This is a genomic window from Paenibacillus sinensis (genome assembly GCF_019904155.1).
In the GTDB taxonomy this organism is placed as follows: Bacteria; Bacillota; Bacilli; order Paenibacillales; family Paenibacillaceae; genus Paenibacillus_AQ; species Paenibacillus_AQ sinensis.
The window spans coordinates 1-13,391 of sequence record NZ_JAHCMB010000186.1 but is presented as its reverse complement, the minus strand read 5'-3'; the positions used below and the strand labels follow the sequence as shown (position 1 = coordinate 13,391).

The 13,391-nt window shown below is 52.8% G+C and carries 14 protein-coding genes and 1 riboswitch; of the genes, 1 reads left to right on the top strand and 13 read right to left on the bottom strand.

What is annotated here, in order from left to right:
• Positions 1 to 48 precede the first annotated feature (48 nt).
• The 13 genes from KIH86_RS20865 to KIH86_RS20805 form a co-directional block, all read right to left on the bottom strand.
• On the bottom strand, positions 49 to 1,002 hold the full coding sequence (locus tag KIH86_RS20865; protein WP_223088641.1) for a ribose-phosphate diphosphokinase: 954 nt from the start codon (positions 1,000 to 1,002) through the stop codon (positions 49 to 51).
• Positions 1,003 to 1,053: 51 nt separating this feature from the next.
• Complete coding sequence (gene glmU, locus KIH86_RS20860) at positions 1,054 to 2,454, bottom strand: bifunctional UDP-N-acetylglucosamine diphosphorylase/glucosamine-1-phosphate N-acetyltransferase GlmU (RefSeq protein WP_316503406.1); 1,401 nt, start codon at positions 2,452 to 2,454, stop codon at positions 1,054 to 1,056.
• 161 nt (positions 2,455 to 2,615) lie between these two features.
• Entirely contained in the window at positions 2,616 to 2,900 is a 285-nt protein-coding gene (gene spoVG, locus KIH86_RS20855; RefSeq protein ID WP_025332586.1) for a septation regulator SpoVG, read from the bottom strand.
• Between the two features lie 178 nt (positions 2,901 to 3,078).
• Entirely contained in the window at positions 3,079 to 3,915 is an 837-nt protein-coding gene (gene purR, locus KIH86_RS20850) for a pur operon repressor (protein ID WP_223088642.1), read from the bottom strand.
• A gap of 96 nt (positions 3,916 to 4,011) precedes the next feature.
• A complete protein-coding gene (gene ispE, locus KIH86_RS20845) occupies positions 4,012 to 4,866 on the bottom strand; it encodes a 4-(cytidine 5'-diphospho)-2-C-methyl-D-erythritol kinase (protein ID WP_223088661.1) in 855 nt (284 codons plus the stop codon).
• 184 nt (positions 4,867 to 5,050) lie between these two features.
• On the bottom strand, positions 5,051 to 5,227 hold the full coding sequence (locus KIH86_RS20840; RefSeq protein ID WP_313640505.1) for a small, acid-soluble spore protein, alpha/beta type: 177 nt from the start codon (positions 5,225 to 5,227) through the stop codon (positions 5,051 to 5,053).
• A 198-nt stretch (positions 5,228 to 5,425) separates the two neighbouring features.
• On the bottom strand, positions 5,426 to 5,701 hold the full coding sequence (gene veg / locus KIH86_RS20835) for a biofilm formation stimulator Veg (RefSeq protein WP_038692834.1): 276 nt from the start codon (positions 5,699 to 5,701) through the stop codon (positions 5,426 to 5,428).
• 139 nt (positions 5,702 to 5,840) lie between these two features.
• Positions 5,841 to 6,740: a sporulation peptidase YabG gene (gene yabG, locus KIH86_RS20830; protein ID WP_223088643.1), complete on the bottom strand. Its 900-nt coding sequence runs from the start codon at positions 6,738 to 6,740 to the stop codon at positions 5,841 to 5,843.
• Between the two features lie 56 nt (positions 6,741 to 6,796).
• Positions 6,797 to 7,681: a 16S rRNA (adenine(1518)-N(6)/adenine(1519)-N(6))-dimethyltransferase RsmA gene (rsmA, locus tag KIH86_RS20825; RefSeq protein WP_223088644.1), complete on the bottom strand. Its 885-nt coding sequence runs from the start codon at positions 7,679 to 7,681 to the stop codon at positions 6,797 to 6,799.
• Positions 7,678 to 8,229: a ribonuclease M5 gene (gene rnmV, locus KIH86_RS20820; RefSeq protein WP_223088645.1), complete on the bottom strand. Its 552-nt coding sequence runs from the start codon at positions 8,227 to 8,229 to the stop codon at positions 7,678 to 7,680. The genes rsmA and rnmV overlap by 4 nt, the downstream gene beginning before the upstream one ends.
• 213 nt (positions 8,230 to 8,442) lie before the next feature.
• Positions 8,443 to 9,612: a 3D domain-containing protein gene (locus KIH86_RS20815; RefSeq protein ID WP_223088646.1), complete on the bottom strand. Its 1,170-nt coding sequence runs from the start codon at positions 9,610 to 9,612 to the stop codon at positions 8,443 to 8,445.
• Positions 9,613 to 9,914: 302 nt separating this feature from the next.
• Positions 9,915 to 10,147: riboswitch (cyclic di-AMP (ydaO/yuaA leader) on the bottom strand.
• Positions 10,148 to 10,348: 201 nt separating this feature from the next.
• Positions 10,349 to 11,119 carry a TatD family hydrolase gene (locus KIH86_RS20810; protein ID WP_223088647.1) on the bottom strand — a complete coding sequence of 257 codons (771 nt, stop codon included), beginning with the start codon at positions 11,117 to 11,119 and terminating at the stop codon, positions 10,349 to 10,351.
• A gap of 30 nt (positions 11,120 to 11,149) precedes the next feature.
• A complete protein-coding gene (locus KIH86_RS20805) occupies positions 11,150 to 12,436 on the bottom strand; it encodes an HD domain-containing protein (protein WP_223088648.1) in 1,287 nt (428 codons plus the stop codon).
• Between the two features lie 304 nt (positions 12,437 to 12,740).
• On the opposite strand from KIH86_RS20805, the gene KIH86_RS20800 reads away from it, so the two are divergent.
• Entirely contained in the window at positions 12,741 to 12,995 is a 255-nt protein-coding gene (locus KIH86_RS20800) for an AbrB/MazE/SpoVT family DNA-binding domain-containing protein (protein ID WP_025332575.1), read from the top strand.
• Positions 12,996 to 13,391 lie beyond the last annotated feature (396 nt).

Here is a 13,391-nt window from a genome sequence, read left to right as displayed (position 1 = left end):
TTCAGGAGGTGTAACCCTTTGTCGGACATTCGGCCTTGTCCCCGCTTCTTATTCAATCTCGAACAGCTTGCTGATGGACAGTTCCTCGTGAACGCGGATAATCGCCTCGCCGAGCAGCGGAGCTACAGACAACACTCTCAGCTTGTTGGTAGGCTTCTCGTGGCGGATCGGAATCGTGTCGGTGACGACAACCTCTTTGATCGGCGAATTCTCCAGACGCTCATGCGCAGGTCCGGACAGTACCGGGTGCGTACAGCAGGCGTATACCTCTCTCACGCCGCCTTCCATCAGAGCATTGGCGCCCAGGACAATGGTGCCGGCCGTATCGATAATGTCGTCGATAAGGATCGCCGTCTTGCCTTCGATGTTACCGATGATATTCATAACCTCGCTGACATTTGGCTCCGGACGGCGCTTGTCGATAATCGCAAGCGGCGCGTTCAGGAAGTCGGCCAGCTTTCTTGCGCGGACCACGCCACCATGGTCAGGAGATACGACGACTGGATTCTGAATTTGTTTCGAACGGAAATACTGCGCCAGAATCGGCACGCCCAGCATATGATCCACCGGGATATTGAAGAAGCCCTGAATCTGCATAGCATGCAGGTCCATCGTAATGACGCGGTGCGCGCCCGCACGTTCAATCAGGTCGGCTACCAGCTTGGCTGTAATCGGATCGCGCGAACGGGCCTTGCGGTCCTGACGGGCATACCCGTAATACGGAATAACGACATTGATGCTCTTGGCCGAGGCGCGCTTCAGCGCGTCGATCATAACCAGCATCTCCATCAGGTTGTCGTTGACCGGACCGCATGTCGACTGCACGATGTAGACGTGGCAGCCGCGAACGCTCTCCGACAGCTTGACCTGAATTTCGCCGTCGCTGAAACTGGTTGTGTGGGACTCACCCATTGGAATCCCGATATAATCGGCGATCTGATGAGCCAGCTTCGGATTGGAGTTACAGGTGAAAATTTTTAACTTGGAATCCAGATAAGCCATAAAAAGTTAAACCTCCGTGACGGTTCAATGGAATTTTGGCTGCCCGCGCGCTTACGATGGATGGCGCTGGCTTTTTTTTGCTTTGGCCCGGGCACGGATCTTGTCCGCATAACCCGGCTTGTTCTCCTGACGCTGTCTCGCGATCGCAAGATCACCTTCGTCGACCGCCTTGGTAATCGTAGAGCCAGCTACTACATAGGCGCCTTTGCCGACCTTGACGGGAGCAATCAGGTTGACGTTGCTGCCGATAAAAGCCTCGTCCCCGATTTCCGTCAGGGATTTATTAAATCCGTCGTAGTTGACCGTGATCGCCCCGCAGCCCACATTCACGTTCTTGCCAACTACGGCGTCACCCACATAGCTCAGGTGGGATACTTTGGAGCCGTCGCCGATGGTGGCTTTTTTGATCTCCACGAAGTCGCCGATCTTCACATCTTCACCCAGGACGCTGCCCGGACGCAAATAGGCAAAAGGCCCAACGGAAGTCCGTGCGCCGACTTCGGCACCGCTTAAGACGGAATGCTTGATCTTGGCCCCGTCCAAAATGGCGCTGTCTTCAATTTCGCTGGAGGGTCCAATGATGCAGCCCTCTCCGATAGCGGTCTTGCCTTTCAGTACCGAACCCGGGTAAATCACCGTGTCCGCGCCGATTGTCACGTCGGCTTCTATATAGGTTGAGGCGGGATCTATAATCGTTACTCCATTCAGCATATGACGGCGGTTGATGCGAAGGCGCATTTGGCTTTCAGCCTCGGACAGCGCCAAGCGATCGTTCACGCCGATCGACTCTGCTGCATCATTACTCTGGAAAGCAAGCACCAGCTCTCCCTGTTCCCGCAAAATGCCGATAACATCGGTTAAGTAATATTCGCCCTGCGCGTTCTGATTCGTCACCTGCTGCAGCGCCGCGAACATCTTGGCGTTGTCAAAACAGTAGATCCCGGTATTGATTTCGCGTATGGCATCCTCTTCCGGCGTGCAGTCTTTCTGTTCCACAATCTTCAGCAGCGCGCCGTCTTCGGTGCGGATAATGCGTCCGAGTCCCGCGGGATTGTCCATTACGGCGGTCAGAACCGTCGCCGCTGCTCCCCGCTGCTCATGCAGCACCATCATTTCGGCCAGTGTCTCCGGCTTCACAAGCGGTGTATCTCCGCAAGCGACAATCAGGGTGCCTTCTTCCCCGCTCAGGATATCCTTGGCCTGCATAACGGCATGGCCGGTTCCAAGCTGGGTTTCCTGAAGGACATACTCTACCGAATCGCCCAAGTAAGCTTGTACGCTCTCGGCTCCGTGTCCTACCACCACAATATTGCGCTGGCAGCCGGTTGCTCTGACTGTGTCAAGCACATGCCCTACCATCGGCTTTCCGCAGACGGGATGCAGCACTTTATACAGCTTCGATTTCATGCGCTTTCCCTGACCCGCGGCCAAAACAACAGCCATTCTTTTCAAGAATGCCAACCTCCTACTCTAAACTCATTACTGAATATACTTCATTCTCGGCAAAAAGAAAAGAGAACCATCCCAAGGATGGTTCTCTTTTCTTCGAACCCCAATTCGAATTTACATAGCCGAAACCACTGTCCAAAAAGCAAGGGCACTTCCCGGAGCGATTACGCTCCTTCTTCGATCACTTCTTCTTCCGTTGCCGCGCGGTCATACTCAGCCAGCACCGCAGTCTGGATCTTCTCTCGCGTTCCGGAAGAAATCGGATGCGCGATGTCACGGAATTCCCCATCCGGCGTACGTTTGCTGGGCATAGCAACGAACATTCCATTGTTGCCGTCAATGACGCGAATGTCGTGAACGACAAACTCGTTATCGATGGTAATGGATGCGATTGCTTTCATTCTCCCCTCAGAGTTAACGCGGCGGAGTCTGACATCCGTAATTTGCATGTGTGTGTTCACCACCTTTTTCCATAAGAGACTTGGGTGTATAATTCCACACACTCAGGCAAATTCCTTCTTTTTGGTGGCATAAAATCCCTTTCATAATCCCATAAATTTGACAAAACGGTGTTTTTAGTGTGCTTTAATCTCTTTCCACACCATCATTCACGAAATTGCCATATATTTATAGCTGAGGATTATTGAAGAAATTGCCCGGATACGCCAATACCCGCCGTTCCTTGGGGTCTACCTCGCCCAGCCGAATGAGTGACACATAATCATGCAAAAGGCGCTCCTCCGACTCTACCGCGTCCGATTCCACGAGAACGCCGACGCCTGCGACCTCTGCATTGAATTCCTTCAGCAGATCTACCATGCCGCCGACGGTTCCGCCCGCCTTCATGAAGTCGTCGACGATGAGCACGCGCGACTTCTCCTTCAGCGCCCTGCGCGACAGGGACATCGTATGTATGCTCTTGTGGGAGCCCGATACATAATTAATGCTGACCGCCGAGCCTTCCGTCACCTTGTGGTCGCGCCGCACCAGCACCACCGGCAGTCCCAGCTGCGCCGCCGTCGCATACGCCAGCGGGATGCCTTTGGTCTCCACTGTCATGACGCTGTCGATCGGAACTCCGTAAAATGCCGTCGCAATAATCTTGCCCGCCTGCTCCATGAGGGACGGCTGTCCCAGCAGGTCGGACATATACAAATAACCGCCCGGGAGAATGCGGTCGCTCTGCTCAAGCTGTCTGCACAGATCCTGAACGAAGGACAGCGCCATCTCTCCAGGCATAATGGGAATGTATTTCACACCGCCTGCCGCTCCGGCCAGCGTCTGCAGCTCTCCGATACCTTCGCCCTCGAACACTTCCTTGATAATCGCCAGATCCTCGCTGATGGAGGACTTGGCCGCTCCGTACCGTTCGGCAAAAGTGGAAAGCGACAGCAGCTCATGCGGCTTTTCCAGCAAAAATTGGGTCATATCCACTAAACGCTGACTTCTTTTAAGTTTCTTCACAGGAAGCTCCCTCGTCAAAACCGAATATTATAGAGAAAATATATCACTTTTGTACGGCTTTACACAAGGGATACGGCTCCAAATTCCACTCAGCCTTCATCTCAACGAACGAACGGCGTAGACCTCATTGCAAAATCCCCGCAGACCGTTGTAAATCCGCGGCACCTTCGACTGCTTGGATACGAGCCCGAACACGGTCGGCCCGCTTCCGGACATCAGCACACCGTCGGCTCCCAGCGAGATCATGGCTTCCTTAAGACGGAGCACTTCGGGATGCAGCTTCAGGGTTACCTCCTCCAGGACGTTGCCGAGTCTTCCGCAGACCGATTGGAAGTCGCGGGCCTCCACCGCCTCCCGCATCAATGAAGCGGAAGGATGATTCACAATGCGGTCCGCCCGGAGCTTGCCGTACACCTCGGCCGTGGAGACATTGATCGGCGGTTTGGCCAGGACCACCCAGCACTGCGGCATGCTGAAGATCGGCTCCAGCTTCTCTCCTCTTCCCGTAGCGAGGGCCGTCCCGCCTGTTACGCAGAAGGGAATATCGGAGCCCAGCTCGGAGCCCAGCTCCTGAAGCTCCGTATGCGACAGGCCAAGACGCCAGAGCCGGTTCAGCCCGCGAAGCGTCGCCGCTGCGTCGCTGCTTCCTCCAGCCAGTCCGGCGGCAACCGGTATATGCTTATCCAGATGGATATGCACGCCCCGGCTGATACCGTACCGTTCCTTAAGCAGCCTCGCCGCCTGAAAGGCCAGGTTCTTCTCGTCCAGCGGAATATACCCAGCCTGGCTAGATATAATAATGGTGTCCCGCTTCATTTCGGACAGCTCCAGCCTGTCGGCGAGATCCACCATAGTCATGATCATTTCCACCTCATGAAATCCATCCGGCCGCTTGCGCAGCACATCGAGCATCAGGTTGATTTTGGCCGGCGCTTTTTCATATACTTTCAAGGCGTTCACCCTATTCTCCATTTTCCCAAACCGAACAGCTTAACATATTATAGGGGAATCTGAGATTGAAGTCCATTGTCCGTGGCGCAGCACGGTCTGGACAAGCCTTGCGGAGAGCTGCAATCATAATCCTCATGAAGAAGGCCGTCCCGGAGGACGGCCTTCTATGCGGGCTGCGATAGGATCAGGATCTTCGCGCAGCCTGCTCGGCGAGCTGGATCGCCCGTTTCACCATGTTGCCGGCGTCCTTTGCCCGTATGCCTCCCCAACCTTCGCGCTCCACCGTCTCATAGAATCCCAGCTCCTTGGCCAGCTCGGTCTTGAGCTCCTCAGACATCATGCTCCGTTTTCTGCGGCTCACAACGGATTCCTCCTTCGGTTTAATGAAATTAGGGATTGCCCGCTTAGTATGGTTGGACATCCGCCGGAGCATACATTTGGGCATTTTTCAGACTGCCGGGAAGTGGAAGGCTTGTGTATGAGCCAAGCTTGTACATCCTTAACCCAACAAAACAGCCTCCCCTCTTCATGAAGGAAGGCTGTTTTATGATGAAAATATTTACGCTTTTGCAACCATAAGCGGCAGTTCTACATCGTCTTCACAGACCGTAATTTCAACGGTCTCGGTAAGGATATCGGCATAGCTGTAAGAGACACGCTTAAAGGACTGCTGCTCCTCATCCAGCTTGACGATAAATACAGAAGGGTACGTTTCTTCCAGGACGCCGGTGCGTTCGACCGTCTTGCGGCGGCCACCGTTGGCCCGCAATGTAATCTTGGAACCGACATGAGCTTCGAGACTGCGTTTAATTTCCAACAGCGTGTTATTAGCCATTGCCTAACGACCACCTCTTTCCTTGTCCATTATAACCCCTTTTATTATCAATGTCAAATCAAACAAATAATTATAGTGGATGCCAATTATGTTTGTCAACGATATTTTTTGGGGAAATGAACACGAAAAATGAGGCGGGTCAGATCGCCGAGGGTGTTACCTTCAGTGTGGACAAGTCATGCAATCCCGGCATGCCGATACGGAAGCTGCCCCGCGTCTCAATGCCGCCGACGCCCTGGGCTCCGCTGATCGTATGCTGAAGCACGTCGTTCAGGTCAACGGTCTCGCGGATTGAAGTCAAGGCCGCTTTGGCCGCCATATAGACGGGATCGAGCGCATGAATCAGCACCCGGGCCGGAGAGCTCGCGAAATTGGCTCCCGCCCCGATCAGCGCCTCGAAATGCGACTGGCAGGCGCCGGCTACGATGGTCAATGCGTCGTAGCTGCGCTCATAATCCCGGGCTACCGAAATGGCGGCCGCGAAATTCTGCGAATTCTTATAGCTGTGCAGACTGTTCAGGTCGTAGGACGACAGCGACTTCAGCACACCGTCATGTCCGGTGACGACCACGATGTTCGGACGCACCTTGGGCAGCAAGCGGTACAGCACCGAAGCCATCTCCGGCTCGCGCACATGATGGCCCTCGGCCGGAATGCGCAGCTGCTGGTACATGTTGAGACTCTTGCCCAAATAAGCCGGATCGCCATCCAAATGGAGCACCTTTCCGGGAAGCTCAAAGTAGGAGCTTCCCTTTGCGGACTGCTCCCACGGACTGGGCATTCCGCTCATTCCCAGCCGGCTTCGTTCCTGCCTGCTCCTGTTCAGCTCGGTCAGCGACTCCGCAGCTTTGATCCGCGCACGCTCCCCTCTCTCGCTCATAGCGGCGGGAGGCACCTGGACCAGATCGTTTAGCGGTGCATCCGCCAGCAACCGGAATTCCGTTCCTTTGATGACCGCCTGATTTCTTGTCAGCTGCTCCACCCGGAACGTCACGTCGCCGCCGTAAGACCGCCGAACGACCAGATCTCCAATATTCATCCCAACATCACCTCTTTCCCATCGTATGGGCTAAGAGACCGGTTGGTTCTCATTTTTCAGGAAATGCCCGCTTCAAGCAGCACATCGCTAAGCCGCGCATATTCCGCCAGACTTAGCGTCTCGCCTCGGCGGGATGGCTCGATCCCCGCCGCAGCGAGCAGCCCCTCCAGCCGCTCCCGGCCCTCCTTGGGAAAGAAACGGGCCTTCAGATTGTTGGAGATCGTCTTGCGCCGCTGCGTGAAGGAAGCCCGAACCACCTCGAAGAAATGGTTCTCGTCCTTCACCTCAACCGGCGGACGCTCTCTTACCTTCAGCCGGATGACGGCCGACTCCACATTCGGCTGGGGAATGAACACCGTATGCGGAACCGTACAGATCAGCTCCGGCTCGCTATAGTATTGGACCGCAATGCTCAGGCTTCCGTAATCCTTGCCTCCCGGTGATGCCGCCATTCGGTCTGCCACTTCTTTCTGGATCATAACCACGATGTTCGCCAGCGGCAGCTTCTCCTCCAGCAGCTTCATCAGAATCGGCGTGGTCACATAGTAAGGCAGATTGGCAACGACGCTGACCCTTTCGACTCCAGAGAAGTCCTCGGCGAACAGCTGCTGCAGATCCACCTTCAGCACATCGCCGTGCCGGATCTTGACATGTGGGTAGGGTGCGAGCACATCCGACAGGATCGGGATCAGCCGCTGGTCGATCTCCACCGCCGTTACGGCTCCGGCTTCCTTGGCGAGGCGCTCTGTCAGAGCGCCGATCCCTGGGCCGATCTCGAGTACCCCAGTATCTCCGCCCAAACCGGCGGCGTCCACGATTTTATTCAAAATATTCTGGTCAATCAGGAAATTCTGGCCCAGACTCTTCTTGAAAGAGAAGCCGTGGGCGGCAATAATCTCTTTGGTCCGTCTGGGGGACGAAATCTCTTCTCTGCCGTTCATTGGGTGTGCCCTCCCTGATTCATTTGCCTCAGCGCGTCCCCGAATTCTTCCGGTGTGATGCGAAAAATCGCGAGGCGCTTATAGAGCTGCTTACCGTTGCAATACCCGATGCCCAGAATGTTGCCCAGCACCATTCGGCGTTCGGCAGCGCTCGGATGGCCGATCAGTCCCGCCGCGATCAAATCGTCCATGCCAATCACTATCGGCGCCCCTTCAAACTCGGTATGCACATTCGCAAGCGCATGGCGGATCGCCTCGGGCGACGCGTTCTCCACCCCGATATCGCCCTTGTCGGTGGCATCCCGTTCCGGGATAAACGCATGCTTGCAGCCTGGCACCTTCGACGAGACGATTTTGCGTATCCGCTCTCCCGCATGATCGGGATCTGTCAGAATGATGACCCCCCGCCGTTCAGCGGCCAGCGCAATCTTGGCGATCACGCGGCGGTCAACAGCCGAGCCGCCCGTTTCAATCGTGTCGGCATCGACCGCGCGCTTGACGGCAGCCGTGTCGTTTTTACCCTCAACCACTATTAATTCCTTAATCATTCCTACCGTATTCCTCCCGGATGCCTCATCCTGCTCCTGGCCGATGCAACAACCTGTAAAGTTCAATTTTCAGCACGAAGCTTATACTTTTTTATTTAAAAAAAGAAAAGAAGAGGATTCGCTCCTCTTCTTTTTGGCTAAATTTGTTATACAGGGCGAGCTTACACCACTATAGCGTATTGCCGCCTAATTTGCAAAAGGGATTACTGCGGTCTAGTCAAGCTCCGGTTTAACCGGTCCGATGACATAGACGGTCCGTGTTTTGCGCCCGAAGTTAAGCGCATGGCTCAAGGAGTCGTAGTAGACATCGATCTTATTGCCTTTGATGGCACCGCCGGTATCTTCCGCACGGCGGAATCCCAGCCCCTCGATATATACCCACCAGCCGATCGGAATGACATCGGGATCGACCGCAATGGTCCGTCCTTCCGTCACGCGGGTTCCGGATGCAGTACGCGTTCCAATGCCCGGCTCCTCAGACGAATAGGCGGTCATCGACACATTCTTGATTATTTTCTTGTACTCAAAATCCACGCCGGCTTTTGTTACAACATTGCTGCTCTTGGCACTGATCTTAGCGCTGGTCTGTTTGATCGTGTTTGTTGGGATAGTGCTTACTTTCGCTACTGCGGGTTGAGGCTTGGCTTTCGTTCCAACGGCAATGACTTTATCCTTGGTCACCGTTTGAACTTCTTTGCCGATCATGCGCATCGAGACCATCTTGCCGTCCTGGTAAGTCTTCTCAATATGCTGGATCATGACGCCCGGTTTACCTGCTTGTGCTACTCGTACATCTCCCACATACAGGGAAGGGTCCGCCGTCTTGATGACCCGGTAAGGCAGGTTCTGCGTCCGCTGCACCACTTGCTTGTTGATGCGGAGCACCTTGACTTCCGTGTCGGCGGTAATTGCGGAGTCTAGCGAAGGAAAGATTTTGTCGTGGGTCCCTAGGGTAATCCCACTGTTCTTGATCGCCTGGCCGACCGTATCTTCGGTCGTATAGAGCGTATGCGTTGTGCCGCTCTCGGTCAGGGTAAATTCTTTGGCCCGCTTGATGATGATTTGATCACCATCACTAATCTCGTCGCCCAATCCTGCCGATAATTGATCATAGGGCTTCAGCGAAATCATCTCTGCGGCGAGCGCTTCGCCCAGCAGATCTTCACGGGTTTCGAGCGAGCGAACCTGACCGTCTATGACTAAAGTGATTTGCTTGCTGCTCTGAGAGTATACATACAGCATAATAAGCAGCGCTACAGCTACTCCGATTACGCCGGCGAGCGCCCAAGCGCGGAGATTGAAGTGCTCCAATCGTAACCGTAATGCATTAAACCTGCTGGATGATTGTGAATCATGGGATACTTCTGGTTGGAATACGCCCATCTTCTACATCCTCCTTACATAGCCCGGCTGAAATCGTAAAAAAATCGTAATTTGAACAGATCGATTTCAACCCTGCTACTAGAGATTGTCACAGGACGCGATACATGGCGAGGCTTCGCATCCTGCTTCATAAATCGCCTGCCCGGCTTTGCCAATTCCTTCGCCGACAAACTGTTATATAACAGTTCATGGACAGGAATCCGTTTAATCCAAACAAAAAGAAGCCTTGATAAAGAGCCTAATGGCAGAGGACTCTTTCGTGGCTTCTTGGGATGTCCGAATAGACGGCCAAAGCACGAGGTTGCCTCTCTTACTTGCGCTTACGGGGTTAGCTGTCGGGTTCGGACGAAAGAGAGACGCCCTAGCTCCGGTCAACCGCTCATGGCGGCTGCCTTCACATTCACCCCAAAGACCACGTGAAGAAATCAAATACGGCCATGGCGACGACATCGATGTGTACCCGAAGTACAGAATCATTCGTCAGGGCGGTATTGGTTCCCCCGTTCTCCATACGGAGACTCAGCGAGACGATCTATGAATCAGCAGCTGTCTCTGTATTACCAACAGCTCACTGCACTGAAACGATGATATCCTGTTTCGATGCATGTTGTAAAGGTTGTTTCAACCAGATTTGCGCAAAAATTTGGTTAATTTATTGTAATAATCCTTTGTTTTTTCGTTAAAATTCTTTAATCCTTCGTTCATGCTCACTTTTTTAGCCGATTTTCTCCCGTTTTCACTTAATTCCAAATAGTTCCAGTCCGTTCGCGTACGTAATTTCAGCCAATTTTTCCAATTCTATTCCTTTAATTTCCGCTGCAGCCTCTGCCACCAATCTGACATGTGCACTCTCATTTCGCTTCCCACGATATGGGTGTGGAGTCAAATACGGGGAGTCCGTTTCGATCAAAAGACGGTCGAGCGGAACCTGTGCCAGCACCTCTTTGGGCACTCTTGCATTCTTGAATGTAACCGGTCCCCCGAAGGAGAGATTGAAGCCTAAATCCAGGCAAATTTTAGCCGTCTCCCAGCTCCCCGAGAACGAGTGCATAATCCCTCCGACCTCCGAAGCCTTCTCCTCTCGCAAAATCCGAACCACATCCTCATGCGCATCCCGGTTATGAATCACAATTGGCATGTTCAGTTCCCGCGCCAGTCCGATCTGCCGTCTAAACACCTTGTGCTGTATGTCTTTAGGTGACGTATCCCAGTAATAATCCAGCCCTATTTCTCCGATTGCCACCACTTTGTCATGGGCACACAGAGAAGCGATCCAGTCCAGATCCTCATCCTTCATGTCGATCGCATCCGTAGGATGCCAGCCCACAGCCGCGTAGATGAAATCATACGTCTCCGCCAGTTTCATAGTCGTGGGAATCGTCTCGCGGTTAAACCCTATATTGACCATCCGGGTCACTCCCGCCTCAACGGCGCGGGCAATTGTCTCCTCGCGGTCGCCGTCGAATTGCGGAGCATCCAAATGAGTGTGAGTGTCGAAAAGCTGCATATCCATTATCCCCTTTCAGTGCATAATGACTTAAGTCAAATCAAAAATTTCACGTATCGATTTTGGAAGCCGGGAACGTGCTTCATTCAGCTTATCCTGTGGGTAATAGAGGTGATAACGCCCCCGGTGAATGCCGCTGATCGAGCGCACAATATCCGACACTTCAGAGATTTCGCGAAGCCGTTCCTGGCGGTCGAGCAGCAGAATCTGCTTGCCGTGAAAGCCCTCTCCCGGATGGAAGACATCATATGGAAGATCTGTTGGAAAATCAACCTCCAGGTCATATTCCGGATGAAGCCCGGCCGAGGCGAAACTTGTGCGGATCTCGTCGATAGTCTCCAGATCGAGGCTCTCCATTTCTACATATTTATACAGTTTACGATGAATAAAACGGCTGCACAAGTTACTGAGCAGATCGTCCTGCTCTCCGGTCCACTGCATAAAAGCCGCCTGCACGAGCGCCTCATCCAGCTTCAAATACTGCTGCACCTGGATGTCTCCCCCGAACAAATCGGTCAGAGGCTCCACCATGAAACGGAAGGCGTACCCTTCTAGATACAACTGCTTCGCCCGGCGGAATACCTGCCGCAGAATGATTTCCGAGCTCCGGGTCACCGGATGGAAATAAACCTGCCAGTACATTTGATATCTCGACATCAGGTAGTCTTCAATCGCATGCATGCCCGATTCCTTGACAACCACTCTTCCATTGTAAGGGCGAAGCACACGCAGAATCCGGTCGATGTCGATCGTGCCGTAGTTAACGCCGGTGTAATAAGCGTCTCGCAACAGATAATCCATCCGGTCTGCATCGAGCGGGCTGGACACGAGATTGACAACAATGTCATGCTCATACTTTTTGGAGATTACGGAGGAGACTTTCTCGGGAAAATCTTCCGACACTTCCTTCAAAATCTCAGTAATTCCTGTGTTCTCCAGAATAATCCGGCACGTCCAGTCCTCATGATCCATCTCAAAAGCCTCTTCGATCGAGTGAGAGAAAGGTCCATGTCCCAGATCGTGGAGCAGCGCCGCACACAGGGTGAGCAGCCCCTCTTCCGGAAGCCAATCCTTGTACCCGCTTCGCTCAAACTGGGAAATAATTCGGCGAGTGATCTCATAAACTCCTAAGGAATGGGAGAACCGGCTGTGCTCAGCCCCATGAAAGGTAAGAAAGGTTGTGCCAAGCTGCCGGATGCGGCGCAGCCGCTGAAATTCCTCAGTGTTGATCAGACGCCAAATAATCGCATCCTGCACATGAATATAATTATGAACCGGATCTTTGAATACTTTTTCTTCGGACAGCGGCTGCTGCATGGAATCAGCTCCTTTTTGTTCACCCTATCAGGTTCTGATTAGAGTAAGAAAAGTAGAAAACCTCTTTTTTTGTCGAAAAATACGTTTTTTCATTTTCCAATTCGACATTTAGAATATAACCTGCAAATGATCTGCTTCGGATTAGAATACAGCGCCAATCATAAGAAGTGTGCCCACTCACTATAATTCATCTGCTAAAAACAGGTTGACTGTTTTGGGAATGGTTGGTATTATGAGTACCATAAAACAGAGAAGATTGTCGAATGATGACATTTTTTGATTATTGAGAGGAGCAACGATTGTTATGATGAAATCAACTGGCATTGTAAGAAAAGTAGACGAACTGGGACGGGTTGTCATTCCGATCGAACTGCGCCGTACGCTGGGTATTGGTGAAAAAGATGCACTGGAAATTTACGTTGACGGTGAGCGGATCATGCTGAAAAAATACGAGCCCGCCTGCATTTTCTGCGGCAACGCCGAGAACGTTACCTACTTCAAAGGAAAAATTGTTTGCCACGAATGCATTTCTGCTATCCCTGCCCCTGTGACAAATTAAAATAAATCGGTTATAATAGAGTCAATCCAATTAAATTGTTAATTCTAACCTTTTTATATCTCCTTGGCCTCCCGATTTTCGGGGGGTATTTTTTTTGAGCCTTCGGGTGGGGCCCCTCCTAAATCCTCCCCGAAGGGGAGGACCCCAAGGGTTGCACCCTCTGGACACCCGCAATTATTGGAGGATGCACCAAGTTAAGTTGGGTAAAGTTACATATTGTGAAGGAGCAGCCCTTCTCGTCTCCTTTCCTTACGGAATGGAGACTCGGGGCTCTTCCATCCGGCGCTCAAAAGCGGTGCGTGGAGAGATGGTGGCGTTCTCCCCTCGCTGTCCCTTCGGGATGCGCTTTACGTTTCAGCGTTGAGCTTCGACGTTTTTTGGAGGGACGGTGGCACT

Excerpts from the sequence above, each read along its gene's own strand:
- KIH86_RS20805 (WP_223088648.1), bottom strand. The coding sequence starts at position 12,436 with ATGCAGCAGCCGCTGTCCGAAGAAAAAGTATTCAAAGATCCGGTTCAT.
- KIH86_RS20800 (WP_025332575.1), top strand. The coding sequence starts at position 12,741 with ATGATGAAATCAACTGGCATTGTAAGAAAAGTAGACGAACTGGGACGG.
- KIH86_RS20815 (WP_223088646.1), bottom strand. The coding sequence starts at position 9,612 with ATGGGCGTATTCCAACCAGAAGTATCCCATGATTCACAATCATCCAGC.
- KIH86_RS20865 (WP_223088641.1), bottom strand. The coding sequence starts at position 1,002 with ATGGCTTATCTGGATTCCAAGTTAAAAATTTTCACCTGTAACTCCAAT.
- rsmA (WP_223088644.1), bottom strand. The coding sequence starts at position 7,681 with ATGAACGGCAGAGAAGAGATTTCGTCCCCCAGACGGACCAAAGAGATT.
- yabG (WP_223088643.1), bottom strand. The coding sequence starts at position 6,740 with ATGAATATTGGAGATCTGGTCGTTCGGCGGTCTTACGGCGGCGACGTG.
- spoVG (WP_025332586.1), bottom strand. The coding sequence starts at position 2,900 with ATGCAAATTACGGATGTCAGACTCCGCCGCGTTAACTCTGAGGGGAGA.
- veg (WP_038692834.1), bottom strand. The coding sequence starts at position 5,701 with ATGGCTAATAACACGCTGTTGGAAATTAAACGCAGTCTCGAAGCTCAT.
- rnmV (WP_223088645.1), bottom strand. The coding sequence starts at position 8,229 with ATGATTAAGGAATTAATAGTGGTTGAGGGTAAAAACGACACGGCTGCC.
- KIH86_RS20810 (WP_223088647.1), bottom strand. The coding sequence starts at position 11,119 with ATGCAGCTTTTCGACACTCACACTCATTTGGATGCTCCGCAATTCGAC.